The following is a 26,396-nucleotide window of genomic DNA, read 5'->3' as shown; positions in this document are numbered from 1 at the left end:
GTCGTGGGCGGGAACGGCCGCTGCTCAGTCGTCCTCGCCGTGGATGCGCCGCCGCACGGACAGCAACTCCACTTCCGGGCGGGCGGCGACCAACCGCTCGCACCGGTCGAGGATGTCGGTCAGGTGACCGGCCTCCCCGGAGACCACCGCGACCCCGATCCGGGCGCGGCGGTGCAGGTCCTGATCGCCGACCTCCGCGGCGCAGACCGCGAGGGATCGGCGCAGTTCCGCCACGATCGGACGGACCAGCGAACGCTTCTGCTTGAGCGAGTGAACATCGCCGAGCAACAGGTCGAACGAGAGGGTCCCGGTGTACATGCCCATGATCGTAGGCGGAACGGCCGGGGCCGGGCGACGGAGTTGTGCTCCGCCGCCCGGCCCCGGTGTGTTCCGCCGAGCGTTCCGGCGGGATCAGCCGCGGGGCTTCTCCCGCAGTTCGTACGTGGCGATGACGTCGTCCACCTTGATGTCGTTGAAGTTGCCGAGGTTGATACCGCCCTCGTAACCCTCGCGGATCTCGGTGACATCGTCCTTGAAGCGGCGCAGACCCTCGATGTTGAGGCTCTCCGCGATGACCTTGCCGTCGCGCAGCAGGCGGGCCTTGGTGTTCCGCTTGACCTCGCCCGACCGGATGAGGACACCGGCGATGTTGCCGAGCTTGGAGGACCGGAAGACCTCGCGGATCTCCGCGGTGCCGAGCTCGACCTCCTCGTACTCCGGCTTCAGCATGCCCTTCAGGGCCGCCTCGATCTCCTCGATCGCCTGGTAGATGACCGAGTAGTACCGGACGTCCACGCCCTCGCGGTCGGCCATCTGGGTGGCACGGCCGGCCGCGCGCACGTTGAAGCCGATGACGATGGCGTCGGAGCCGGTGGCCAGGTCGATGTCGGTCTCGGTGACCGCGCCGACGCCCCGGTGGAGCACCCGCAGCTCGACATCCTCGCCGACGTCCAGCTGCAGCAGCGAGGACTCCAGCGCCTCGACCGAACCGGAGGCGTCACCCTTGATGATGAGGTTGAGCTGCTCCATCTCGCCGGCCTTGAGCGCCTTGTCCAGGTCCTCCAGGGAGACCCGGCGGACACGCTTGGCGAAGGCGGCGTTCCGCTCGCGGGCGGCACGCTTCTCGGCGATCTGACGGGCGGTGCGGTCCTCGCCGACGACGAGGAAGTTGTCGCCCGCGCCCGGCACGTTGGTCAGACCCTGCACCAACACCGGGGTGGACGGACCGGCCTCCTCGATGTTGCGACCGGAGTCGTCGAGCATGGCCCGCACACGGCCGTGGGCGTCGCCCGCGACCATGACGTCGCCGACCCGCAGGGTGCCTCGCTGCACCAGGACGGTGGCCACGGCGCCGCGGCCCTTGTCCAGGTGCGCCTCGATCGCGATGCCCTGCGCGTCCTGCTTCGGGTTGGCCCGCAGGTCCAGCGCGGCGTCGGCGGTGAGGACCACGGCCTCCAGGACACCCTGGATGTTGATGCCCTGCTTGGCGGAGATGTCGACGAACATGGTCTCGCCGCCGTACTCCTCGGCCACCAGGCCGTACTCGGTCAGCTGACCGCGCACCTTGGTCGGGTCCGCGCCCTCGACGTCGATCTTGTTGACCGCGACGACGATCGGCACCTCGGCCGCCTTGGCGTGGTTGAGCGCCTCGATCGTCTGCGGCATCACGCCGTCGTTGGCCGCGACGACCAGGACGGCGATGTCCGTCGACTTCGCACCACGGGCACGCATGGCGGTGAACGCCTCGTGACCCGGGGTGTCGATGAAGGTGATCGCCCGCTCCTCGCCGTTGACCTCCGTGGAGACCTGGTACGCGCCGATGTGCTGGGTGATGCCGCCGGCCTCACCCTCGATGACGTTGGTCTTCCGGATGGCGTCCAGCAGGCGCGTCTTTCCGTGGTCGACGTGACCCATCACGGTGACCACCGGCGGACGGGCCACCAGGAGGTCCTCGCCGCCCTCGTCCTCACCGAAGTCGATGTCGAAGGACTCGAGCAGCTCGCGGTCCTCCTCCTCCGGGCTGACGATGCGAACGGTGTAGTTCATCTCGTCGCCGAGCAACTGCAGCGTCTCGTCGGAGACCGACTGGGTCGCGGTGACCATCTCACCGAGGTTGAACATCACCTGCACCAGCGAGGCCGGGTTGGCGTTGATCTTCTCGGCGAAGTCGGTGAGGGAGGCACCGCGGGACAGGCGAACGGGCTCGCCGTTGCCGCGAGGCAGCATCACGCCACCGATCGACGGCGCCTGCATGGCCTCGTACTCCTGGCGGCGCTGCCGCTTGGACTTGCGTCCACGACGGGCGGGCCCACCCGGACGACCGAAGGCACCCTGCGTGCCGCCACGACCACCCGGGCCACCGGGACGACCGCCGAAGCCGGGACGACCGCCGAAACCGCCGCCCGGACCGCCGGGACGACCCGCGCCGCCGCCACCGGGGCCGGCGGGACGACCGGCGAAACCACCGCCCGGACGACCCGCGCCGCCGCCACCGGGGCCGGCGGGACGACCGGCGAAACCACCGCCCGGACGACCCGCGCCGCCGCCCTGACCGCGACCGCCGGGACCACCGGGGCCGCCCGGACCGGGACGACCGCCCGCGGCGGGCCGCTGCGGCATCATGCCCGGGTTGGGACGGTTGCCGCCGCCCGGACGCGGGCCACCGGGCCCGGCCTGCGGACGCGGCATGTTGCCCGGCGTGGCACGACCGCCACCCGGCGCCTGGGGACGGGGGCCGCCGCCCTGGCCGGGGGCCTGGGGACGGGCACCGGCCGGACCGGCACCGGGGCGGCCGCCGCCGGGACGGGCCTGCGGGCGGGCCATGCCGGTGGAACCACCGGAGGTGAAGGGATTGTTACCCGGACGCGGGCCGGAGGGACGGGCCCCCGGCTTCGCGCCACCGGGACGGGGCGCGCCGCCACCCGGACGGGGACCGCCCGGCTTGGCCGCGCCCTGACCGCCGGCGGCGGGACGCTCGTTCGGCTTCGCACCACCGGGACGGGGCGCGCCCCCACCCGGACGCGGGCCGGAACGGCCGGTCTCGGGCGCGGAGGGCGGCGCGGTGAACTCGGGGCCGGTCGGAGCCGCCGGGGCGGCCGGACGCTGCTGGGCCGGCGCGGGCGCCGGGGCCGGTGCCGGGGCCGGTGCAGGCGGCTTCGGGCCGGGCTTGGGGGCGGAACCACCCGGGCGGGGGGTCGCCGGACCGCCGGGGCGCTCGGCCGCCGGCTTCGGGGCGCCGGGACGCGGCGCGGCGGCACCCGGACGGGGGCCGGGGCCGGGGACGCCCGGCTTCGGGGCACCCGGACGCGGCGCCGCGGCGCCGGGCTTGCGGGGTGCGGACGGTTTGGCGGACTTGCGGGCGCCGGAGGCGCCGCCGTCGAATGCGTTCGTCAACTTGCGAACCACGGGCGCCTCGATTGTCGAGGACGCCGAACGGACGAACTCACCCAATTCCTGGAGTTTGGCCATGACGACCTTGCTCTCGACTCCAAGCTCCTTGGCGAGCTCGTATACCCGGACCTTAGCCACTTCGCTCCTTAGTCGGTCCGGGGTGGGTCGTCCGCCGGACCTTCGCTACTGCATGGGCGTACTCATCGCGTACTCATCGAGTGCTCATCGCAATCTCGACCTACTTCCAACTCGCGAGGTACCTCGGCCACGCGGGGAACCGCGTGCCGAGTCGTGCATGGGGCTCTACCACTGTTGGTGCGGTGTTTCCCGTCCCGCCGGAGGGCGGACCGCCCGCTCCAGGGGCGCCGTGTCCAGGAGCCCCCCGCGGCGGAATGCCCTGGGGAACGCCCTGCGGCGCAACGCTGCCTCCAGACAGGCGGGCGCGGGATGCAGGTAGGCACCCCGCCCGGGCAGCGTACCGCGCGGATCGGGAACACAGGTGTTCCCTTCCAGCGCCACACGCAGCAGCCGGTCCCTGGAGGAGCGTTCCCGACAGCCCACACAGGTGCGCTCCGGGCAGGCTCGGACGTGCGTCCGGCCGGACATCGTCGATTCTACCTCCCCGCGCGCCCCTTTTCGTGATCGGGGGCACGCCGTTGATCCGTCCGGGCGGCGATCACCCGGATCCGCCCCGTCCTGCCAACACCCTCACCGGCGCGGGTATTCCACGCCGGGACGGGTTCGGGGGGGCATAACGGCCGGTGGGGGCCCGTCCCCGGGCCCCCACCGGCCGTTCGTGTGCGACGCCGGGCCTCAGCGGCGGCTGTCGGGGCCGGTGGCCGCGTTCCGGTCGCCGCGCCCCGGCCCGTCGTGGTCCCGTCGGTCGTGCCGGTCGTGCCGGTCGTCCGAGCGCCCCCGGGGGCGCTCCTCCCCGATCCCGGCGTCCCCGCCCCCCTCGACTCCCTCGGTGTCGGGACGGATGTCGATGCGCCAACCGGTGAGTCGGGCGGCGAGCCGGGCGTTCTGTCCCTCCTTGCCGATGGCCAGGGAGAGCTGGTAGTCGGGCACGATCACCCGGGCGGACCGGGCCCGGGCGTCCACCACGTCCACGCGGTTGACCCGGGCCGGGGAGAGCGCGTTGGCCACCATCTCGGCCGGGTCCTCGGCCCAGTCCACGATGTCGATCTTCTCGCCGTTGAGCTCGGCCATGACGTTGCGCACCCGGCCCCCCATGGGTCCGATGCAGGCCCCCTTGGCGTTGAGCCCCGAGCGCAGCGAGCGGACCGCGATCTTGGTGCGGTGCCCGGCCTCCCGGGCGATCGCCGCGATCTCCACCGAGCCGTCGGCGATCTCCGGGACCTCCAGCTCGAAGAGCTTCCTGACCAGATTGGGGTGGGTCCGCGAGAGGGTCACCGAGGGGCCGCGCATGCCCTTGGCCACCCGGACCACGTAACTGCGCAGACGGGTGCCGTGCGGGTAACGCTCGCCGGGCACCTGCTCCTGCGGGGGCAGGATCGCCTCCAGCCGACCGATGTCCACCAACACGCTGCGCGGGTCCCGGCCCTGCTGGACCACACCGGTGACGATGTCACCCTCGCGCCCGGCGTACTCGCCGAAGGTGGCGTCCTCCTCGGCGTCCCGCAGGCGCTGCAGAATGACCTGCTTGGCGGTGGTCGCGGCGATCCGGCCGAAACCGTCCGGGGTGTCGTCGAACTCACGGGGTTCGGGGCGCGGGGCCCCGAAGTCGGACCCGGTGTTCCCGGCGACCGCCCCGTCGGCCTCGTCCCGCCCGGCGAGACCCTCGGCGTCGGCGTCGGCGTCGGCGTCGGGCAGGTCGGCGGGCTCCTCACGGGCCCAGACGGTGACATGTCCGGTGGTCCGGTCCAGCTCGACCCGGGCCCGCCGCCGGCTGCCCTCGGTGCGGTGGTAGGCGATGAGCAGCGCCGACTCGATCGCCTCCACCAGGACGTCGAAGGAGATCTCCTTCTCCCTGACCAGTCCCCGCAGTGCGCTCATGTCGATATCCACGACTACGCCTCCTCTTCCGGCATGTCCTTGCGGCTGAAGTCGACCTCGCCGCGCACCTGCTCGACCTCGGCGAAGACGATCCGCCGGGGCTTGGGCCTGCGGCCCTTCTCCCCCGGGATCTCCAGATCAAGCCCTTCGTCGTCCAGCCCCAGCAGGCGGGCGGTGAAGTCCTCTCCCGAGGTCGGCCGGATCCGCACCATTCGGCCCACCGCGCGGCGGAAATGGCGCGGCTGGGTCAGGGGACGGTCCACACCGGGGGAGGTGACCTCCAGGACATACGGATCGGCACCCATCGCGTCCTCCGCGTCCAACAACTCGGACGCGGCACGGCTCAGCTCCGCGCACTCGTCCAGCTGAATGCCCTCGTCGGTGTCGACGACCAACTGCAGGACCTGACGGCGACCGGCGCGGGTCAGGGTGAGGTCCTCCAGCTCCATGCCCTGCCGGGCGGCAAGCGGTTCCAACAACTCCCGCAGCCTGTCGATCTGGGTGGTGCTCATCCGGGTGACTCCTCGGCCGCGTCTGCTGTTGTCCGGGTGCTCGTGGGATCCCGTGTCGTCCCGGTGCCGGTGGGACATTTCGGGCCCGACGGCGGGGTCGTGCCACACCGCCGGAAAACACCCTATCGCCTGCGGGACGCCCGGCCGACCGCTTCGGGAAGGGTGTCCGCGCGGGTGATGGGGGCCGAGGGGCCGGTCGAGTGGCTCCGTACCCGGGTACCGGGGTGGCGCGGGGGAACAGGGGTGCGCAGGGGTACCCTCACGGAACCGCGGATCACCCGCCGGGCCGCGCACGCCGTCCCGGTGGCCCGGGGCGCCCGCCGACACCCGGCGCCACCCCGGCGCGGTGCGGCCCGCGGCCCGGACCCTACGGATCCTCCGATCCGTGCGGCCCACCGGGACGCACACGACTGACGCGAATCGGACCACGGGGAGTACGGCGCATCGTGCCCATCGAGTTGCCCAGACGCGCGCTGCTCGGCAGCGCCGGGGCGATTGTCCTGGGGATCACCCTGCCCGGCTGTTCGGCCGGCGAATCACCCGTACCGCCGCCGGCGGCGTCCGGACGGGCCGAAAACGGCCTTCCGGCCGCCGTCACCCGGCAGAGCGCCGGATTGGTGGAACGGTACAACGCAACCCTGCTGGCGCACCCCTCGCTGGCCGGTCTGCTGGGCCCGCTGCGCACCGCCGCCGCGGCCGACCTGGAGGGCCCGGGCGTTCCCGCCGAGCCCGACCCGGCGATCGACCGCACACGGCGGGAGACGCTCCCCGGGGAAACGGAGGACACCGGCTCCCCGGAGGGCGTCGGCGCCGGCATGGGGACCGGCAAGGACTCCGGGAGGACCGACGGGCGGGCCGACCCGCGCCCGTCCCCCGGGGAGGACGTGCCGGAGCACCGGGTGCCCGGGGATCCGGACGCCGCGCTGGCGGCCCTGGCGACCGAGGAACGGCGGGTCTCCGAGGAGCGACTCCACGCGCTCGGGAACGCACCGGCCGAGTCGGCACGACTGCTCGCCTCGCTCTCCGCCGCCGGTGCCGCCCGGACGTATCTGCTCACCGGAGCCCGCGGATGACCCCCAGCGGGCCTCGGGACGGAGAGCCGACCACCGGCACGGACCGGGCGGGGACGGGTGACACGACGGAGGGCACCCCGCACGGCGCCCGACCGACAGGGGGAGGCACCGGATGGCACGGCTGACGGGGACACACGGCGTGAAGGCGAACACGGAACCGCACGCGGAGCCGGATCCGGACATGGATCCGGACACGGAACTGGGCGCGACCCGGGCGGCGCTCGCCGCCGAGCACGCCGCCGTCTACGGATACGGCGTGGCCGGGGCGGCGGCCGGGAGTGATCTGGATCCCGACCTGCGACAGGCGTGGAGCGGCCACCGCTCGCGCCGGGACGCGCTGACCCGGCGCATCCGTGATCTGGGCGGCGAGCCACCGGCGGCCGCCGCCGGGTACGCCCTGCCCTTCGAGGTCACCGACGGTCCCTCCGCGCTGGCGCTCGCCGCCGAACTGGAGACCCGGCTGGCGGCCGTCTACGCGGACCTGGTCCGGTTCTCCGCGGGCGACGCGCGGAGGGAGGCCGCGATCGCCCTGCGCGAGGCCGCCGTGCTGGCCGCGCGCTGGCACGGGCGGGCCGTCGCCTTCCCGGGCGTCTCCGAGTACGCCACGCCGACCGATCCCTCCGAGCAGCCCGACGACGACCGGGGTACCGGGAAAATGACCGGGGCCCATCCACCGGCGGGCCCCGGGACGGTACCGGGAGCCGGTTTCGGGCAGGACTGATCCCATGCCCGCCCCCGTCTTCCCACCCGACCGCCCCGCCACGCGGATGGAGCCGCCCGCCCATCTGGCGCGCTCTCCCCGGGCCGCGATCCGACATCGCGCCACCGGTTTCCCCGCGCTGGTGGACGCCCTGTCCGATCGATGGGGGCTGACCCCGGAGCGGGTGGTGGTCCCCGGCGGCCGGGCCTCCATGGTGATCCTGGTGCGCACCGCCGACGGCACGCCGGGGGCGCTGAAGCTCCACGGTCGGCCGGAACGGGCCGGCCCCGAGCACGCCGCGCTGCGGGCCTGGGACGGGCGGGGCGCGGTGCGTTCGTGGCGCTGCGACCCGCGAGCGGGGGCACTGCTGTTGGAACGGTTGCGGCCGGCCGTGAGCCTGCGTTCGCTGCCCGAGGCGAAGGCGGTCCTGGAGACCGTGTCGGTGGGGCGCCGGCTGTGGGTGGAGCCCGAACCGGGGCACCCCTTCCCCGATGTGACGGCCCGCTCCGCGGCGGGCGCCCGGTTCCTGCGCTGGATGGTGTCGTCGGACGCCGAGGGCGCCGGGGAGGCCGACCCGTTCGGCGACGGGCCGGGGAACGGACGGTTCCCCGCGCCGGGCCCACCGGGAGCGGACCCGATCGCGTGCCTCCCCGACCCGGCCGCCCTGCGGCCGATGATCCGGGAGGCCCTGGAGACGCGCGCCGAACTCCTCGCCACCGCCCCCGCCGAACGGCTGCTGCTGCACGGTCGGCTGTGCCAGGGAACGGTGCTGGCCTCCGGCACGGACCGGGCCCCGTGGTTGGCCGTGGGGCCCGAACCGGTGGTCGGGGAGCGCGCCTGGGAGGTGGCCCGGGTGGCGCGGGACCGACCGGAGGATCTGATGGCGACCTCCGCCGGCCCGGTACGGATCCGGCGGGCCCTCGCCCGGCTGGCCGAGACGGTGGAGGTGGACCGCGAACGGCTGCGGGGCTGGACGGTGTTCCGCGCCGTGGAGTCAGGGGTGCTCAGGCTGACGACGGGGGATCGGATCGGCGGGGAGACACTGCTGGAGTTCGCCGCCCGATTGTGAGCGCCCCGTACCGGGCCGGGTCGTCGGGACGGCTCCCCCGGCCGCCCGCTCCCCCGGCCGCCCGCTCCCCCGGTGCCACGAACGACGGTGCCACGAACGACGGTGCCACGAACGACGGTGCCACGAACGACGGTGCCACGAACGACGGTGCCACGAACGACGGTGCCACGAACGACGGTGCCGGCCGACCCCGTTCGGGGTCGGCCGGCACCGTCGGGAACCGCGTCAGCGGTCGCTGTCGTCCGCGTCCCCGCCGCGCACGGAGGCGACGAGCAGGGACAGCGCCTCCTGCACCGGGTGCTCCACGCGCTCCCCGGTACGGCGGTCCTTCAACTCGACCCGCCCGTCGGCCGCGCCGCGTCCCACCACCAGGATGGTCGGCACCCCGATCAGTTCGGCGTCGGTGAACTTCACACCCGGCGAGACACCGGCCCGGTCGTCCACCAGGACCCGCACGCCGGCGGCGCCGAGACGGTCGGCGAGCCGCAGCGCCAGCTCGGTCTGCACCGCCTTGCCGGCGGCGACCACGTGCACGTCGGCCGGGGCGATCTCGCGCGGCCAGCACAGGCCCTGCTCATCGGCGGTCTGCTCGGCGAGCGCGGCGACGGCCCGGGAGACCCCGATGCCGTAGGAGCCCATGGTCACCCGGGCGGGCTTGCCGTCGGGACCCAGCACGTCCAGCTTCAGCGCGTCCGCGTACTTGCGGCCCAGCTGGAAGATGTGACCGATCTCGATGGCCCGGTCCAGGGTCAGTTCCCCGCCGCACCTCGGGCAGGGGTCCCCGGCCCGGACCACGACCACGTCCAGGTACTCGTCCACCGTGAAGTCCCGGCCGCAGACCACGTTGCGGGCGTGGGCACCGTCCTTGTTCGCCCCGGTGATCCAGGAGGTGCCGGGGGCCACCCGGGGGTCGGCGAGGTAGCGGAAGGACTTGCCCGCCATCCCCTGCGGCCCCACATAGCCGCGCACCAGTTCGGGGTGCGCGGCGAAGTCCTCGACGGTGACCAGTTCGACCCGGGCGGGGGCCAGGTGTTCGGTGAGTTTGCCGAGGTCCACCTCGCGGTCGCCGGGGACACCGACCGCGGTGATCTCGCCGTCCACCGTGATCAGCAGGTTCTTCAGGGTGGCGGAGGCCGGGACGCCCAGGTGCTCGGCGAGCGTCTCGATGGTGGGGGTGTCGGGGGTGTCCAGCTCCTCGACGGGGGGAATCGCCGCGACCGTCTCCGGGTCCACCGGCGGAACGGTGGTGGTGACCGCCTCGGTGTTGGCGGCCCAACCGCAGGCGGCGCACTGGGCGAAGGTGTCCTCACCGGCCGCGGCGGGAGCCAGGAACTCCTCGGAGGCGGAGCCGCCCATGGCCCCGGAGGTCGCCGAGACCACCCGGAAGTCCATCCCCAATCGCTCGAAGATCCGCAGGTAGGCGGCACGGTGCAGGTCGTAGGAGGCGGCCAGTCCCTCGTCGGTCACGTCGAAGGAGTAGGAGTCCTTCATCAGGAACTCGCGGCCGCGCAGGATGCCCGAACGGGGGCGGGCCTCGTCCCGGTACTTGGTCTGGATCTGGTAGAGGAGCACGGGGAGGTCCTTGTAGCTGGTGCACTGGTCGCGCACCAGGAGGGTGAAGATCTCCTCGTGGGTGGGGCCGAGCAGGAAGTCGGCGCCCTTGCGGTCGGTCAGCCGGAAGAGCTCGTCGCCGTACTCATCCCAGCGCCCGGTGGCCTCGTAGGGCTCCTTGGGCAGCAGGGCGGGCAGCAGGACCTCCTGGGCGCCGATGGCGTCCATCTCCTCGCGGACCACGCGGGTGACGTTCTCCAGGACCCGGTGGCCCAGCGGCAGCCAGCTCCACACTCCGGCGGCGGTGCGGCGGACGTAGCCGGCGCGGACCAACAGGCTGTGGCTGATGGTCTCGGCGTCGGCCGGCGCGTCCCGCAGGGTCTTGAGCATCAGACGGGACATGCGCTGGACGGGGGCGGGCATGGGGGCACTCCTGCGATGGGCGGCGAGGGCGGCGGCCCGTGGATCGGGCCGGGCACAGGAGCCTATCCGGCCGGGACGCCGGACGCGTCCGCCGTCTCCTTTCCGGGGCCGCCCCGCGGGCCCCGTGCGGTCGGTGAACCGACGACGGGCCGTCCGTTTCCGCCGTCCTCAACGGACCAGCGGCAGGTACGCCCCCATCACGGCGTAGGGGCGCGGCGCGGAGGGGAAGGCCACCCGGCGGGCCAGGTCCCGGTAGCCGAGCTTGCGGTACAGGGCGCGGGCGGGGGTGTCCGCGTCGATGGCGGAGAGCAGCGACCGGGGCCTGCCGCAGTGGTCGGTCAGGGCCGTGATCAGCGCACGTCCGATGCCCAGGCCCTGATGGGTGGGGAGCACGTGCAGCTCGGTGATGGTGAAGGAGTCGTCGAGCCAGTCGTCGGCGCCGTTGGCGCGCAGGTGCGGTTCCACCACCGAGGCCCACCACTGGGTGCGGTCGCAGGGCAGGCCGTAGACGAAGCCGACGAGGGTGCCATCGGGCAGGGTGGCGCCCAACGCCCGCGAACCGGGGGTGGCCACGTGGCGCAGCACGATGTGGTGTCGAACACGGGTTTCGTCCTCGGAGAGCCCGAAAGCCCGCGCCTGTACGGCGAGCGCCTCCTCCACCCGGACGGTCAGGTCGAGCGGACCGATGACGGCTTCGTCCATGCCGCGAGGTTAACCCCCGGTGGGACGGAAGTCCCGGCCGGGTGGGGCCTCCCGGGGCCGCTCCCGGAAAGCCGTGCCGACGGCGCCCTCCGGGGCGCGGAGGGGGCGAAGGGACCGGAAACGGGCACCGACGTGCGGCTTCGGAATTGAGTGGGCGATCGGTGAAGGAGCACGGCGGGCCTCCCCACCGGTCGGAAGGCGGACCGGGACGCGGCGGGGCACGGCGCATTCCGGCCGGCCGGGATCGCGTGGTTCGTCCCCGCAGACCCGGCTCAGAACAGCACGCTCATGAGAGCCCCGACCTCACGGAAGCCGAGCCGCCGGTAGACCCTCAGGGCAGGGGTGTTGAAGTCGTTGACGTAGAGGCTGACCACCGGGGCGGTGTGGACCAGGGCATGCCGGATGACGGCCGCCAGACCCGCCGTGGCCAGCCCTCGGCCGCGGCGATCGGGAGCGGTCCACACGCCCTGGAGTTGACACACCCCGGGGGTGACGGCCCCGATCTCGGCCTTGAAGACCACCCGACCGTCCTCGACCCGGACGAAGCAGTGGCCGCGCCCGATGGTGTCGGCCAGCCGGGCCTGGTAGGCGAGACCGCCGTCGGCCGCGGCGAGGGGGGAGACACCGACCTCCTCGGTGAACATGGCGACGGCGGCCGGCAGCACCAGTTCCATCTCGTTGCGCAGTACCGGGCGGACGAGGGGGTCGGGGACGACAACGGCGGAGGGTTCCCCGGTGGCCATGAGGGGCTGACGGGGGCGCAGCTCCCTGGCGGGGCCCCAGCAGGGACGGAGTTGGGACCAGAGCGCGGCGGTGGCCTCGGCGGGGCCGACGATGGAGGAGCAGCGCCGACCGCGCAGCAGGGCCCGCTCGGCGAAGGCCCGCACGGCGATCGGGCCGGCGCACACCGGGACCAGGTTGGCACCGGCGTAGCACAGGGCCCCGAGGCGACCGCGTCGGTACCAGCCCCACATCTCGCCGCCGAGCCGGGCGGGGTCGAGCCCGGCGTCCAGGACCCGGGCGGTGACGAAGGCGTTGGCCACGGGTTCGCGGCCGAGCACCTCGAGTGCGGCGTCCAGGTCCGTGGGTTCCAGGACCCGGGTGGTGGGTGAGGTCAGCACGTGTGGCCTTGCCGAGGGGAAACGACGGGGCGGGGTGGTGGGGCCGGCGGCTCGGGTCGGGCCGGTCCGGGCGGACGCGCCCCTGTTCCCGCACTGTACTCCTCGGCCGCCCCGACGGCCCCTCGTCCACCGGGCCCGGCACCCGTTCTCCCTCGGGCTCCGGAGCCCGATCCGGAGCCGCCCGCGTACCGGTGCCCCGGGAGACCCGGGCGGGAGGGCCGGGGTCGACCGCCCGGACCGGCCCCACCCGATCCGACTCAGCCGGCGATGCTCACCGACGGTTCGCCGGAGCCGACGCCGTCCCGCTCCATCTGCTCGGCGATCTTCATCGCCTCCTCGATCAGGGTCTCCACGATCTTGGACTCCGGCACGGTCTTGATGACCTCGCCCTTGACGAAGATCTGTCCCTTGCCGTTGCCCGAGGCCACGCCGAGGTCGGCCTCCCGGGCCTCGCCCGGGCCGTTGACGACACAGCCCATGACCGCGACCCGCAGCGGCACCTCCATGCCCTCCAGGCCGGCCGTGACCTCCTCGGCCAGCTTGTAGACATCAACCTGCGCCCGTCCGCAGGAGGGACAGGAGACGATCTCCAGACCGCGCTCGCGCAACCCCAGGGACTCGAGGATCTGGGTGCCGACCTTGACCTCCTCCACCGGCGGGGCGGAGAGCGAGACCCGGATGGTGTCGCCGATGCCCTCGCTCAGCAGCGCGCCGAAGGCCACGGCCGACTTGATGGTGCCCTGGAAGGCCGGTCCCGCCTCGGTGACGCCCAGGTGCAGGGGGTAGTCACAGCGCTCGGCCAGCAGCCGGTAGGCGTTGACCATCACGACGGGGTCGTTGTGCTTGACCGAGATCTTGATGTCGCGGAAGTCGTGCTCCTCGAACAGCGAGCACTCCCACAGCGCCGACTCCACCAGCGCCTCGGGCGTGGCCTTGCCGTACTTGGCGAGCAGGCGCCGGTCCAGGGAGCCGGCGTTGACGCCGATGCGGATCGGGGTGCCGTTCGCGGAGGCGGCCCTGGCGATCTCACCCACCTTGTCGTCGAACTGCTTGATGTTGCCGGGGTTGACCCGCACCGCCGCACAGCCCGCGTCGATCGCCGCGAAGACGTACTGGGGCTGGAAGTGGATGTCCGCGATGACCGGGATCTGGGACTTGCGGGCGATCACCGGCAGCGCGTCGGCGTCGTCCCGGGTCGGGCAGGCGACCCGCACGATCTGGCAGCCGGAGGCCGTCAGCTCGGCGATCTGCTGGAGCGTCGCCCCGATGTCGGAGGTACGGGTCGTGGTCATCGACTGCACGGAGACGGGCGCGTCGCCGCCCACCTCGACCGAGCCGACCCGGAGTTTCCGGCTCCTGCGGCGTTCGGCCAGCTTCAGCGGTATGGAAGGCATTCCCAGCGAGATGGCTGTCATCGGTCTGTGCAACCCCACGGTGTGGTTCGAGGTCCCGGCGGAAACGGGCGGGCTCCGGTCATCGAGCCTAGCGGCAGCGGCGGGCCCGGGCCGCCGGCCCGGCGGCTCCGGCGATGTGGTCGGCGGTCCGGGGCCGAACCACCGACGCGTCGGCGTCGGCTCCCCCGGGGCCCCGGTCCGGGGCCGATGTCATCCGGCCAGCCGCACCGGGCTGACGATATCAGCGACGAGAACGAGCAGCGTGAAGCAGATGAACAGCCCCGCCACCACGTACGCCATCGGCATGAGCTTGGCCACGTCGAACGGTCCGGGGTCCGGTCGGCGCAGCACCTTCGCGGAGTTGCGGCGGGCCGACTCCCAGGCCGCCCCGGCGATGTGCCCGCCGTCCAGCGGGAGCAGCGGCAGCATGTTGAACAGGAACAGCGACAGGTTGAAGCCCGCGAGCAGGAAGAGGAAGATCGCCACCTGCTGGCCCGCCGGGATGTCCAGGGTGAACACCTCGCCGCCCACCCGGGCCGCCCCGACCACGCCCATCGGGCCGTCCTGGTCGCGCTCGGCGGTGCCCCACGCGGCGTCCCAGAGGTTCGGCACCTTGGAGGGCAGGGCGATCAGGGCGTTGACGCCGGTCACCATGATGTCACCCATATAGGTGACAGCTTCCGGGAAGTCCTGCTTGACGATGCCGGGGGCGGGGGTGAAGCCCATGAAGCCGGCGGTGACGTACTCGCCCTCCACCGCGCCGCCGTTGCCGTCCAGCGCGGCCACCTGGTTGGGGATGAGGGTGGCCCGCAGGTCCAACACCTCGCCGTCCCGCTCCACGGTGATCGTGGCGGGCCCGACGGTGTCCCGGATGCGGGCCTGGAGGGCGCTCCAGCCCTCCACCGGTTCCCCGTCGAAGGCGGTGATGGTGTCGCCGGGCAACAGGCCCGCCTCGTTGGCCGGGGCGGGGCGGTCGCCGGCGCGGCACTCGTCGCGTTGTTCGTCCTGCGCCACCACGCATTCGGAGACCGTCGCCACGGTCGTGGTGGGCATGTTGATGCCGAAGGACATCAACACCCCGAGGAAGATCACCACGGCCAGGATCAGGTTCATCGCCGGCCCGGCGAACATGACGATGATCCGCTTCCACGGCTTGCGGGTGTAGAACAGCCGCTTCTCGTCGCCGGGCTGCAACTCCTCGTAGGCGGCGGCCCGGGCGTCCTCGATCATCCCGCGGAACGGCGAGGTGGAGCGTTGCCGCACCCGGCCGTCGTCGCCCGGCGGGAACATCCCGATCATCCGGATGTAGCCACCCAGCGGGATGGCCTTGATGCCGTACTCCGTCTCGCCCCGGCGCCGGGACCACAGGGTCGGGCCGAAGCCCACCATGTACTGCGGGACCCGGATGCCGAACATCTTGGCGGTGCTCAGGTGCCCCAACTCGTGCCAGGCGATCGAGAAGAGCAGACCGAAGACGAAGACGGCTATACCGAGGACGAACATCAGGGTGGTCATGCCGACGGCTCCTCGTCGCTCGTGTCCCGACCGGCGGCCGGTCCCCCGGCGGTCGCGCCGGTCAGTTCCCGGGCCCGCCGGCGGGCCCGGGTCTCCGCATCAAGGACGTCCGAGAGGGTCAGGGAGGTTCCGGACTCGGCGGCGGTCCGGTCACCGGCCAACTCCTCGACCACCTTGGCGACGGTGTCCACGATGCCGGTGAACGGCAGCGCGCCCGCCAGGAAGGCGTCCACGCACTCCTCGTTCGCCGCGTTGAACACCGCCGGGGCGATCCCACCGAGCTCCCCGACCCGGCAGGCCAGTGGTACCGCCGGGAAGGCCTCGGTGTCCAGGGGCAGGAACTCCCAGGTGTGCGCCCGGGTCCAGTCGCAGGTCGGGCCGGCGCCCGGCACCCGGTGCGGCCAGCCGATGCCCAGCGCGATGGGCACCCGCATGTCCGGCGGGCCGAGCTGGGCGAGGGTGGAGCCGTCGGTGAACTCCACCATCGAGTGGATGTAGGACTGCGGGTGCACCACGACCTCGATCCGTTCGAAGGGGATGTCGTAGAGGAGGTGCGCCTCGATCACCTCCAGCCCCTTGTTGACCAGGGTGGCGGAGTTGATCGTGATGACCGGGCCCATCGACCAGGTGGGGTGGTTCAGGGCGTCGGCCGGGGTCACCCGGTCCAGCTCGGCCCGGGTGCGCCCGCGGAACGGGCCGCCGCTGGCGGTGACCACCAGCCGGGAGACCTCCCGGCGCTCGCCGCCGAGCAGGGCCTGGAAGAGCGCGGAGTGCTCGGAGTCCACCGGCACGATCGAGCCGGGTCGGGCCCGCTCGGTGACCAGCGGGCCTCCGACGATCAACGACTCCTTGTTCGCCAGGGCCAGCACGCGACCCGCGTCGAGGGCGGCCAGGGTGGGTGCCAGGCCGATCGAGCCGGTGATGCCGTTCAGCACGGTGTGGCACTCCGCGGCGGCCAGTTCGGTCGCCGCGTCCGGGCCGACCAGGATCTCCGGCAGCGGTTCACCGGAGCCGTAGCGGGCGCGCAATTCCTCCCGCAGTTCCTCCCGCTTCTCCTCACGCGCCACGGCCACCGTCCGTACCCGCAGACGGTGCGCCTGCTCGGCGAGCAGGTCCGGTCGTCCACCGGCGGCGGAGAGGCCGACCACCCGGAAGCGGTCGGGGTTGCGCAGCACCACGTCCACGGCCTGGGTGCCGATCGAGCCGGTGGAGCCGAGGACGACGATCTCGCGGATCTCCCCCGGGCCGTCATCGGCCGGGGCGGGGCGCACTCGCGGATCCGCGAGACACGAAGAGCTGTCGGTCATTCCCCCATTCTGGCCCGTCCCGACGCCCCGTCGTGCCGGCCTCGGCCGACCGGCCTCCCGGCGGGCACCGGAGGACCACCTCACCCGCGGATCCCGGGCGGACGCCACCCCCGCACCGTGTCGGGAAGGGCGACGGGTCCCCTCCCGTGGTGATCGGCACCTCACCGGGCCAGGCGCTCCCACGCATCGGAGGTCCCCCGGTGGCGGAGGCCACCTCGGGGCGGTCCTCGGTGCCCGCGGTGCCGGAGAGGGTCGACTTCCGTCACTTCGGTCCGCTCACGGCGCCTCCGGGTCCCGGGCCCCCGGGTCGGGACCCGGAGGGGATTCCGTGTCCCCCGCCGTGTCGGAGTCGGTTCCGTCCCTTCGACCGGTACCCCCACGGTGACGGTCCCACCGGGTCCCGCGTCGGGCCCGGCGACCGTCGGCGGCGCGTCGACGGTCGCCGTGTCCGGCCGGGAAACCGACCCCGCCGGGTACGGCGCGGACCGCGGGACCGACTCCCGAGCTCCGGCCCGGAACCGGAATTGAAGCGCTTCGACAGATGTATGGACAGGTTTGCCGTCCCGGTTTAGTGTCTCCCGGAAGGACGGCGGGCCGTGGGTCGGAACGGACGCGCGGAGCCGTCGAAGCGCTTCACCGGCGTCTCTTCCCACCCGGCCCGCACGACCCGCACGGTTCACGGACGGGCGTCCGGAGCGCGAGCCGTCACCCGCACCCGGCCCCACACTGGAGAGCACCATGGTCACTCTCGCCGAGGTCGCCCGGCACGCCGGCGTATCGGCCAGCACGGTGAGCTACGTCCTCAGCGGCAAGCGGACCATCTCCCAGCCCACCCGGGAGCGCGTGGAGCGCAGCATCCACGAACTGGGGTACCTCCCCAACGCCGGGGCCCGTGCGCTGGCCAGCAGCCGTTCGAACATCATCGCCCTGATGATGCCCCTGCGCACCGACATGTACGTCCCCGTGATGATGGAGATCGCCCTCGCGGTGGCCACCACGGCCCGCGAACACGAGCGCGACGTACTGCTGCTGACCGGGCAGGAGGGGCCGGCGGCGGTGCGGCGGGTGGTGGGCAGCGGGCTGGCCGACGCCATGATCCTCATGGACGTGGAGTTGCACGACGCGCGGCTGCCGCTGCTGCACGAGTCGCCCCGCCCCTCCGTGTTGATCGGTCTACCGGCCGATACCGCCGGGCTGACCTGTGTCGATCTGGACTTCTCGGCCACGGGGCGGTTGTGCGTGGAGCACCTGGCCGAGCTGGGGCACCGCGAGGTGGTGCTGATCGGCGAGGCCGCCGCGGTCTACGAGCGCCACACCGGCTTCGCCGAGCGGACCATCGCCGGGGTCCGGGAACGCGCCGCCGAGTTGGGGATCCGGGTCCTGCACCGCCCCTGTGAGGGCTCCTACGAGGCGATGGCCGGCGCCCTGGCGCGAATCTTCCAGGAGCGTCCCGGCATCAGCGGGTTCATCGTGCAGAACGAGTCGGCGCTCGGCCCCATGCTGAGTCTGTTGCGGCAGCAGGGCCGGGCGGTGCCCGAGGACGTGTCGATCGTGGCGATCTGTCCGGACGAGGTGGCCACCCAGGGCTCGGTCGCCCTGACCTCGGTGGCGATCCCGGCCCGGGAGATGGGGCGGCGCGCCGTCGAACTGGTGATGCCGAAGGTGGAGGCCGCCGGACGCAACGGGCACGGCCGACCGGTCCCGGACCGGATCGAGCTGCTGCCGCCCCGCCTGACCGTGCGGGCCAGCACCGGCCCGGCACCGGTCGTCGGCCGGGTCTGACGACGGCGGGGAACCCGCGATCACGGGGCGCGGGGCGCGCTCGGTGATCGCGGGTTCCGGGGCCACCGGGTGATTCGGGGGCCCGGCCCCCTCGGCCTCCGGACGCGGGACGGCGTCCGGGTACCGACCCCTCTCCCGTTCCGGGTCCCCGCCCCTTCCGGGAGGGCTCCCGCAGGTCCCCACCCGTCCCCCGCGCCCGACCCGTGGTCGGGTGCTCCGCTGGTACACCGCCGCCACCTCGCCGTGGCGGCCCCTTCCCGACGGGAGTTTTCGTTGAACGACTCATCACCCGCCGTAACCCTGGCCCAGTCCTCCCCCACCGTGGGCGTGTTCCGCGAGCGTGACGGCGCCCTGGAGTGGAGCGGTCGGCAGGAGACCCTGCGGATCGAGCCGTGGGGTCCGGACGCGGTGCGGGTCCGCGCCCGACTCGGCGGCCCCGTGCTCGACGGCCTGCCGGGCGCTCTGGACACCGGGTGCCCTCCGGCCCCCGACGCCGCCGTGAAGATCGGGAACGGCGCCGCCGTGCTGGTGAACGGCGCGGTCACCGCCGAGGTGAGCGCCGAGGGAATGGTCCGCTTCCTGGACTCCACCACCGGTGAGGAGCTGCTCGCCGAGGAGCGCGCGCACTTCTGGTGGCCCGGCCCCCGCCTGTACACGGCGACCGGCAACGGCTACCACCGCCTGGAGCAGCGGTTCGCCGCCCACCCGGACGAGAAGCTGTACGGCCTGGGCCAGCACCAGCACGGCCTGCTGGACCAGAAGGGGATCGTGCTGGACCTGGTGCAGCGCAACGCCGAGGTCTCCATCCCGGTGCTGGTCTCCAGCCGGGGCTGGACGATGCTGTGGAACAACCCCGCCGTGGGCCGGGTGGAGCTGGCGACGAACGGCACCCGGTGGGTCGCCGACAGTGCCCGCCAGATCGACTACTGGATCACCGCGGGAACCCCCGCCGACGGGCAGCGCCGGTACTCGGCGGTCACCGGCCGCACCCCGATGCTCCCGGAGTGGGCGGCCGGGTTCTGGCAGTGCAAGCTGCGCTACCGCACCCAGGAGGAGCTGCTGGAGGTGGCGCGCGAGTACAAGCGGCGCGGGCTGCCGCTGGCCGCGATCGTCTGCGACTTCTTCCACTGGACGCACCTGGGCGAGTGGCGCTTCGACCCGGCCGAGTGGCCGGACCCGGCCGCGATGGTGCGGGAACTGTCGGAGATGGGCACCACGCTGGTGGTCTCGGTGTGGCCGTCGGTCTCCCCACTGAGCGAGAACCACCCGACGCTGGAGCAGCGCGGTTGGTTCATCGGCACCGAGTACGGTCCGATGGCGCACGCGGACTGGCCGGACAAGGAGGTCGCCGAGCCGGTGCAGGTCGCCTTCTACGACGCGACCAACCCGGAGGCGCGCGAGTTCGTCTGGTCCCGGATCCGGGAGAACTACCTGGACCCGTACGGGATCAAGGCGTTCTGGCTGGACGCCTGCGAGCCGGAGCTCAAGCCGGGGTTCGCGGGCAACCACCGCTACCACGCCGGCCCGGGCCTGGAGGTCGCCAACCTCTACCCGCGCGAGAACGCCCGCGCCTTCCACGAGGGCCTGACCGCCGCCGGGGAGGAGACCATCACGCTGAACCGCTCGGCGTGGGCGGGCAGCCAGCGGCACGGCGCCGCCCTGTGGTCGGGGGACATCGGCACCGACTTCGCCACCCTGCGGCGGCAGATCGCGGCGGGCCTGAACACCGCGCTGTCCGGCATCCCGTGGTGGAACACCGACATCGGCGGCTTCCACGGTGGCGACCCGGACGACCCGGCGTACCGCGAGGTGATGGTGCGCTGGTTCCAGTTCGGCGCGTTCTCGCCGCTGATGCGCCTGCACGGCTTCCGGGACCCGGCGATGCCGCTGGGTCCGGACATGACCGGTGGACCGAACGAGGTCTGGTCCTACGGCGAAGAGGCCGGGGCGATCCTGGAGGAGTACGTGCGGCTGCGCGAGCGGTTGCGTCCGTACGTCCTGGAGCAGATGCGGACGGCGCACACGGAAGGGCTGCCGGTGATGCGTCCGCTGTTCCTGGAGTTCCCGGACGACGCGCGGACCGGGGACATCGCCGACGCCTATCTCTTCGGCCCCGACGTGCTGGTGGCGCCGGTGCTGGAGGCGGGGGCGCGCGAGCGCACGGTGTACCTGCCGGCGGGTGCGCGGTGGACCGACGCGTGGACCGGTGAGGAGTACCCGGGCGGTGCGGAGGTGACGGTTCCGGCGCCGCTGGAGCGGATCCCGCTGTTCCTGCGGGACGGCGCCGAACTGCCGCTGCGCGCCGGCTGAGGGACCGGGCGGCCGTCCCGGAACAGGGGTTCGGGACGGCACCACCGCGGGGCGGGCCCCGGGAGCCTTGGGTTCCAACGGTCCTCGCAACACCTGTGATGTGTGGGGGTTGCGAGGCCCCCCGGAACCCGAGAGCGACCCCCCGGGGCCCGCCCCGTCGTGGGTCCCGTCGCCTGTCCGGCTCCCGGCCACCCTCTCCCCGCGGTCGGGGCCAGGGCTCAGGCCGGTTCGCGGGGCTTCTCCCACACCGCGAGGACCCGGCGGCTGCGGGAGTGAAGGGGGCACGGGTCCAGTCCTCCCATCGGGCGTACGGGCGCATCCCGGCGAGGCGTGCCATGAGGTCCATCTCGGCGGGCCACACGTACCGGAAGGGGATGGACCGGAAGGTTCCCTGCCCGTCGACGATCTCCACGAAGTTCGAACTCATCGCCTGCGTGGCGGTGTCGTAGACGTCGAAGCCCCATACCGGCGGGCCGGCGCGGAAGAGCACGGTGCTCCCCGGGTCCACGGGTGGGAAGGGGTTGGCGGGCTCCCGGGATCCGGCGTCCTCGGTGTTCCCCGCCTCCCCGACATCGCCCGCGACGGTGAGCCGGTCGAGTTCGGGGAGCATGACCTCGACCAGGAACCGACCGCCGGGCGCCAGGTGATCGGCGACGTTACGGAAGCAGTCCACCTGCGCGTCCTGCGTGGTGAGGTTCATGACCGTGTTGAAGATCAGGTAGGCCAGGGAGAAGGTGCCCCCGACCCGGGTCGTCGCGAAGTTGCCGATCTCGACGGGGATCGCCTCGCCGCAGGGCTTGGCCCGCAGCCGGGCGACCATCTGCGGGGAGAGGTCGATGCCGTGGACGGGGACACCCCGGGCGGCCAGGGGCAGCGCCACCCGGCCGGTGCCGATGCCGAGTTCCAGGGCCGCTCCCCCGGCGGCGAGTTCGGTCAGGAGGTCAAGGGTGGGGTCGAGGACGGCCGGCTCGGCCATCCCGGCCGTGGAGTCGTCGTAACCGGCGGCCACTTCCTCGTCGAAGTGGTTGGGTGGTGGGCTGTCGGGTTCATCGGGCGTTTTCCCCGGTTCATCCATGTATCCGACGGTAGGGGCGCGGGACGCGTCACCACACCCGGTTTTCCGCCGGTCCGCCGCCCCGTGCCGGGACACGGGGCGGCGGACCGGCGGACCGTGAACGGGGGTCAGGGACGCAGTGCGAGGACCCCGTACCGCTCCAGGGTCACCTCTCCCTCGCACCGCCGCCCGGTGAGCAGGTCGGTACCGGCTTCCGGGAGGGTGACGGTGGCCGACTCGGGGCGGTGGTTGAGGAGGAAGAGCACCTCACCCCGGCGGACCGCCTCCACCCCGTCGGGGGCGTCGGCGAGCACCGGCTCCACCCCGGCCCCGGCCACGGCGCGGGCCAGCAGCCCTTCCAGCGCCGCCGGGTCGGGCTGGGTGGAGAGGTACCACGTGACGCCCGGGTCCACCGCGGCGTCGGCGGCACCCGCGGTGTCGGTGCCCCCGGGCGACTTCGCGGCACCGGCGAACGGGGTGTGCCGCAGGACGGCGGGCCGTCCGTCCAAGTCGCCACCGGCCCAGCGGGCGATCACCTCCGGTCCGCCGTCCCGCCCTCCGACGGGCTCCAGGTCCTCGCTCCACAGGGTGGCGGTGGTGCCGTCGTCCAGCTTCCCGCTCTCCCCCGCCTCCATGGGCCACCACTCGTGAACGAGGTCGATGCCCAGCAGTTCGCGCAGACGGGCGTCCATCCCGCCCTCGCGGATGCGGTCGTCGGGGTCGGCGACGCCGGTGGACCAGCCGCAGACGAGCGTGGTGCCCGCCCGGACCCGCTCCACCAGGTTGTCCAGCGCGGCGTCGCTCATCAGGTACAGGTGTGGGACGACGATCACGCGGTAGTCGGAGAGGTCGGTCTCCGGGTGGGCGAGGTCGCAGGCGATGTTGCGGCTCCACAGCGCCCGGTGCCACTCGCGCAGCACCTCGGCGTGGTCCACCTCGGCGGAGGGGCGGCCGGGCTGGCCGTCCGCCCACCAGGAGTCCCAGTCGTGCAGCACCACGACGTCGGCGACGTTGCGGGCGCCCACCACCTCCCCCGAGTCGGAGAGTCGTGCCAGGTCGGCGCCCAGCTCGGCGACCCGGCGGAAGCCCCGGGAGCGCTCGCCCGCGTGCGGAAGCATCGCGGAGTGGAACTTCTCGCTGCCCTGGCGGGATTGGCGCCACTGGAAGAAGCAGATGGCGTCGGCGCCCCGGGCGACCGCCTGGAGCGACCACAGCCGCATCACCCCCTCCGCCTTGGGCGGGTTGACGCCGCGCCAGTTGACGGCGGCGGCGGCCTGCTCCATGAGCATCCACGGCCCCTTGGCCTGGGAGCGGGTGAGGTCCTGGACGAGGGCGCCGAAGGGGGCGCCGCCGACCGAGCGGTGGTCGGCGCGCGGGTCCGGGTAGATGTCGACGGAGACCACGTCCTCCTCCGCCGACCAGCGCCAACCGTCCTGGCCGGGGAAGAGCGGCATGAAGTTGGTGGTCACCGGCACGTCCGGACGCCGGGCCAGGAGTACCTCGCGTTCGGCGACGTGGCATTCCAGCAGGGCGTCGGAGGTGAAGCGGTGGAAGTCGAGCTTCTGGGTCGGGTTGACCAGGTAGGGGGTACGACGCGGCGGGATCACCTCCGACCAGTCGTCGTAGCGCTGGCTCCAGAAGGCGGTTCCCCAGGCCGCGTTGAGGGCGTCGAGGTCGCCGTAGCGCTCGCGCAGCCAGCGGCGGAAGTGTTCGGCGGTCACGTCGCACCAGCAGTGCGTGCAGTACTCGTTGTTGACGTGCCACATGCGCAGCGCCGGATGGTGGGCGTAGCGGTCGGCGATGTCGCCCGCCAGGCGTGCGGCGTACTCGCGGTAGATCGGCGAGGAGGGGCAGTACTGCTGGCGCGAGCCGTACCACTGGATCGTGCCGTTCTCGTCGCGCGGCAGGGTCTCGGGGTACCGGGCGCCCATCCACGGGGGCGGGGAGGCGGTGGCGGTGGCCAGGCAGACGCCGATGCCCGCGTGGTGGAGCAGGTCCATGACGCGGTCGAGCCAGTCGAAGTCGCGGACGCCGGGACGTGGTTCGATGCGGGCCCAGGAGAAGACGCCGACGGTGGCGAGGTTGACGCCGGCCTCGCGCATGAGGCGCACGTCCTCGGCCCACACCTCCTCGGGCCACTGTTCGGGGTTGTAGTCGCCGCCGTGGAGCAGGCGTCCGCGGGTCGCGTCGGAGAGGGAGGCCATGGGCGGGATTCCTCGTTCCGTGCTCGGAGGGGTGGTGCGGGTGATGCGGGTGGGGACCGGACGTGCCGGGACACGGCTCGGGCGCCGGACGTGCCGGGGCCCCGGGCGGACGCGCCGCGCCGGGGCCCGGTGGGGGTCAGCCCTTGATCGCGCCGATGAGCATGCCCTTCTTGAAGTGTTTCTGCACGAACGGCGAGAGGATCGCCACCGGCAGCAGCGCCATGACCATCACCGCGGTCTGCACGGAGATGGACGGGATCTGCCCGGTTCCGATCGCCTGTCCCATGCCCTGCGGGCGGTTGCCGGCGATGACGATCTGCTCCATGACGTTCTGCAACGGCAGCCGGTCCTGGCTCTGGATGTAGATGAAGGCCGCGAAATAGTTGCCCCAGTAGCCCACGGCGTAGAAGAGCGAGATGACCGCGAGGACCGCCCGGGAGAGCGGCAGGACGATCTGCCACAGGATGCGGAACTCCCCGGCGCCGTCGATGCGGGCGCTGTCCATCAGCTCCTGGCCGACGTTCATGAAGAACGCCCTCAGCACCAGGATGTTGAAGACGTTGACCGCCATCGGCAGGATCAGCGCCCCGTAGGTGTCCATCAGGCCCAGGGTCTGGATCAGCAGGTAGCTGGGGATCAGACCCGCGCCGCCGAAGAACATCGTGACGAGCAGGGTCATCAGGATGGAGCGGTGGCCCAGCGAGCCCATCCGGCTCAGTCCGTAGGCCACCAGCACCGAGATCACCATCGAGAAGACGGTACCGACGAGGGTGATGCAGATGGAGATGAAGGTGGCCCGGGCCACCTGTCCGCCGCTGAGCAGTTCGCGGTAGGCGGCCAGGCTGAAGCCCTCCGGCCAGACCACCAGGCCGCCGGTCTTGTTGATCGTGGCGACGTCGGAGACCGAGGTCATGATCACGATCCACAGCGGGAAGAGGATCGCCAGCAGGGCGATGACCAGGATGACGCCCTTGGCCGCCAGACCGACCGGGTGGGGCCGCTCCTCCCAGGGGGGACGCCTGCGGTTGGTCTCGGTGACGTCGTCGGTGAGGACGCTCATGACTTCTTGTACACCCCCGCCTCGCCCATGGCGTGGGCGACCTTGTTCGCGGCCAGGATCAACAGCAGGCTGAAGATCCCCTTGACGATGCCGACCGCCGCCGCGTAACTGAACTGGCCGTTCCTGATACCGGCGAACCAGACGTAGGTGTCGAGCACCTCCGACGCGCCGGGGCCCACCGCCGTTCGCTGGATGATGTACTGCTCCAGGCCGACGGTCAGCATGCCGCCGATCTGCAGTACCAGCAGCAGGGCGATGACCGGGCGCAGCGCGGGCAGCGTGACGTGCCACATGCGGCGCCAGCGCCCGGCGCCGTCCACCGCGGCCGACTCGTACAACTCGTGGTTGACGGCGGCCAGGGCGGCGAGGAAGACGATGATGCCCCAGCCCGCGTCCTTCCAGATCAGCTGGGCGGTGATCAGGAACTTGAAGAAGCCCGGATCGGTCATCAGGTCGAAGCCGTCGGCGAAACCGTGGTTGCGGGCGGTCTGGGCGACGAGGCCGGCGCCGCCGAAGATCTGCTGGAAGACGGTGACGACCAGCACCCAGGAGAAGAAGTGCGGCAGGTAGAGCACCGCCTGCGCCCACGCCCGCACCTTGCTGTGCAGGAAGCTGTTGATCAGGATCGCCAGGGCGATGGGGATGGGGAAGAACAGCACCAACTGGAGGAAGGAGAAGACCAGGGTGTTCTCCAGCGCGTTCCAGAAGTAGCTGTCGTTGATCATCCGCTGGAACTGCTCCAGCCCCACCCAGGTGCTGTTGGCGAGGCTGTCGAAGAACCCGTCACCGGCGTAGGGACTGAAGAACTGGAACGCGATGACGTTGCCGGCGATGGGGATGTAGGCGAAGACGAACAGCAGCAGGACCGCCGGCGTCGTCATGAGGATCAGCGCGCGGTCACGACGGAATCGGTCGCGCCACCTCACCCCGCCGTCGGGAACGTGGACGGCGGGCTTCCCTCGTCGACGACCCCGGCCGCCCCGCCCCCGGGAACGGGGGCCGGACGGTCGGCCGTCGGCGGGCTCGCCGGCGCCGGGCGTCGGGGGGCCGTCCCCGGACGCCGCCGCGGGGCGCGGAACCGTGCTCTGGGACACGGGCGGACCTCTTCTCCTGCGTGTCGTGTTCGGTGGTGCTCCCGCCCACCGGGCGGTGACGCGCCGGTCTCCGCCGGACGCCGCCCCGGGGAAGTTCCGGGGCGGCGTCCGGCGGGGCG

General features: G+C 72.8%; 19 protein-coding genes and 1 pseudogene. 5 read left to right on the top strand and 15 right to left on the bottom strand.

The window, feature by feature from the left end; genetic code table 11:
- Positions 1 to 24: 24 nt before the first annotated feature.
- From LZF96_RS07505 to rimP, 5 genes are all read right to left on the bottom strand, one after another.
- Positions 25 to 318, bottom strand: a complete 294-nt coding sequence (locus LZF96_RS07505) for a DUF503 domain-containing protein (protein ID WP_233867524.1) — start codon at positions 316 to 318, stop codon at positions 25 to 27.
- 93 nt (positions 319 to 411) lie between these two features.
- Positions 412 to 3,528: a translation initiation factor IF-2 gene (infB, locus tag LZF96_RS07500; RefSeq protein WP_233867522.1), complete on the bottom strand. Its 3,117-nt coding sequence runs from the start codon at positions 3,526 to 3,528 to the stop codon at positions 412 to 414.
- 165 nt (positions 3,529 to 3,693) lie between these two features.
- Entirely contained in the window at positions 3,694 to 3,996 is a 303-nt protein-coding gene (locus LZF96_RS07495; RefSeq protein ID WP_233867519.1) for a YlxR family protein, read from the bottom strand.
- A 207-nt stretch (positions 3,997 to 4,203) separates the two neighbouring features.
- Positions 4,204 to 5,418: a transcription termination factor NusA gene (nusA, locus tag LZF96_RS07490; RefSeq protein WP_233867517.1), complete on the bottom strand. Its 1,215-nt coding sequence runs from the start codon at positions 5,416 to 5,418 to the stop codon at positions 4,204 to 4,206.
- A gap of 2 nt (positions 5,419 to 5,420) precedes the next feature.
- Entirely contained in the window at positions 5,421 to 5,918 is a 498-nt protein-coding gene (gene rimP, locus LZF96_RS07485; protein ID WP_233867515.1) for a ribosome maturation factor RimP, read from the bottom strand.
- Between the two features lie 446 nt (positions 5,919 to 6,364).
- On the opposite strand from rimP, the gene LZF96_RS07480 reads away from it, so the two are divergent.
- The 3 genes from LZF96_RS07480 (at position 6,365) to LZF96_RS07470 (ending at position 8,760) form a co-directional block, all read left to right on the top strand.
- Positions 6,365 to 6,991, top strand: coding sequence for a hypothetical protein (locus LZF96_RS07480; protein ID WP_233867513.1), 627 nt, complete (start codon positions 6,365 to 6,367; stop codon positions 6,989 to 6,991).
- Positions 6,992 to 7,172: 181 nt separating this feature from the next.
- Positions 7,173 to 7,712: a ferritin-like domain-containing protein gene (locus LZF96_RS07475; RefSeq protein WP_233867511.1), complete on the top strand. Its 540-nt coding sequence runs from the start codon at positions 7,173 to 7,175 to the stop codon at positions 7,710 to 7,712.
- Between the two features lie 4 nt (positions 7,713 to 7,716).
- Positions 7,717 to 8,760 (top strand): aminoglycoside phosphotransferase family protein, encoded by a 1,044-nt coding sequence (locus tag LZF96_RS07470; RefSeq protein WP_233867509.1) that lies wholly within the window; start codon positions 7,717 to 7,719, stop codon positions 8,758 to 8,760.
- Positions 8,761 to 8,985: 225 nt separating this feature from the next.
- Here the strand turns inward: LZF96_RS07470 and LZF96_RS07465 are convergent, their stop codons facing one another.
- The 6 genes from LZF96_RS07465 to dxr all read right to left on the bottom strand — a co-directional run bounded on the left by LZF96_RS07465 (position 8,986) and on the right by dxr (position 16,773).
- The gene (locus LZF96_RS07465) at positions 8,986 to 10,734 is read right to left on the bottom strand and encodes a proline--tRNA ligase (RefSeq protein WP_233867507.1); all 1,749 of its coding nucleotides are present in this window, start codon (positions 10,732 to 10,734) and stop codon (positions 8,986 to 8,988) included.
- Between the two features lie 168 nt (positions 10,735 to 10,902).
- Positions 10,903 to 11,436, bottom strand: a complete 534-nt coding sequence (locus LZF96_RS07460; RefSeq protein ID WP_233867504.1) for a GNAT family N-acetyltransferase — start codon at positions 11,434 to 11,436, stop codon at positions 10,903 to 10,905.
- Between the two features lie 272 nt (positions 11,437 to 11,708).
- On the bottom strand, positions 11,709 to 12,557 hold the full coding sequence (locus LZF96_RS07455) for a GNAT family N-acetyltransferase (protein WP_233867501.1): 849 nt from the start codon (positions 12,555 to 12,557) through the stop codon (positions 11,709 to 11,711).
- Positions 12,558 to 12,814: 257 nt separating this feature from the next.
- Positions 12,815 to 13,972, bottom strand: coding sequence for a flavodoxin-dependent (E)-4-hydroxy-3-methylbut-2-enyl-diphosphate synthase (gene ispG, locus LZF96_RS07450; protein WP_233867498.1), 1,158 nt, complete (start codon positions 13,970 to 13,972; stop codon positions 12,815 to 12,817).
- Positions 13,973 to 14,161: 189 nt separating this feature from the next.
- A complete protein-coding gene (locus tag LZF96_RS07445; protein ID WP_233867495.1) occupies positions 14,162 to 15,466 on the bottom strand; it encodes an RIP metalloprotease in 1,305 nt (434 codons plus the stop codon).
- A complete protein-coding gene (dxr, locus tag LZF96_RS07440; RefSeq protein ID WP_233867493.1) occupies positions 15,463 to 16,773 on the bottom strand; it encodes a 1-deoxy-D-xylulose-5-phosphate reductoisomerase in 1,311 nt (436 codons plus the stop codon). Before dxr ends, LZF96_RS07445 begins: the two co-directional genes overlap by 4 nt.
- Positions 16,774 to 17,511: 738 nt before the next feature.
- On the opposite strand from dxr, the gene LZF96_RS07435 reads away from it, so the two are divergent.
- Together LZF96_RS07435 and LZF96_RS07430 are read left to right on the top strand one after the other, a co-directional pair.
- Positions 17,512 to 18,555, top strand: coding sequence for a LacI family DNA-binding transcriptional regulator (locus LZF96_RS07435; RefSeq protein ID WP_233867491.1), 1,044 nt, complete (start codon positions 17,512 to 17,514; stop codon positions 18,553 to 18,555).
- Positions 18,556 to 18,828: 273 nt separating this feature from the next.
- Complete coding sequence (locus LZF96_RS07430) at positions 18,829 to 20,865, top strand: TIM-barrel domain-containing protein (RefSeq protein ID WP_233867489.1); 2,037 nt, start codon at positions 18,829 to 18,831, stop codon at positions 20,863 to 20,865.
- Between the two features lie 218 nt (positions 20,866 to 21,083).
- On the opposite strand, the pseudogene LZF96_RS07425 reads toward LZF96_RS07430, so the two are convergent.
- The 4 genes and pseudogenes from LZF96_RS07425 to LZF96_RS07410 all read right to left on the bottom strand — a co-directional run bounded on the left by LZF96_RS07425 (position 21,084) and on the right by LZF96_RS07410 (position 26,277).
- A pseudogene (locus tag LZF96_RS07425) lies at positions 21,084 to 21,940 on the bottom strand (class I SAM-dependent methyltransferase).
- Positions 21,941 to 22,047: 107 nt separating this feature from the next.
- Positions 22,048 to 24,123, bottom strand: a complete 2,076-nt coding sequence (locus tag LZF96_RS07420) for a beta-galactosidase (protein ID WP_233867487.1) — start codon at positions 24,121 to 24,123, stop codon at positions 22,048 to 22,050.
- Positions 24,124 to 24,259: 136 nt separating this feature from the next.
- On the bottom strand, positions 24,260 to 25,183 hold the full coding sequence (locus LZF96_RS07415; RefSeq protein ID WP_233867485.1) for a carbohydrate ABC transporter permease: 924 nt from the start codon (positions 25,181 to 25,183) through the stop codon (positions 24,260 to 24,262).
- Positions 25,180 to 26,277 (bottom strand): sugar ABC transporter permease, encoded by a 1,098-nt coding sequence (locus LZF96_RS07410; RefSeq protein ID WP_233867483.1) that lies wholly within the window; start codon positions 26,275 to 26,277, stop codon positions 25,180 to 25,182. Before LZF96_RS07410 ends, LZF96_RS07415 begins: the two co-directional genes overlap by 4 nt.
- Positions 26,278 to 26,396: the final 119 nt, after the last annotated feature.

It is taken from the genome of Streptomyces sp. ST2-7A (assembly GCF_021390475.1).
In the GTDB taxonomy this organism is placed as follows: Bacteria; Actinomycetota; Actinomycetes; order Streptomycetales; family Streptomycetaceae; genus Streptomyces.
Note: the sequence above shows the minus strand (reverse complement) of the source record. Positions and strands in the feature narration are given on the sequence as shown.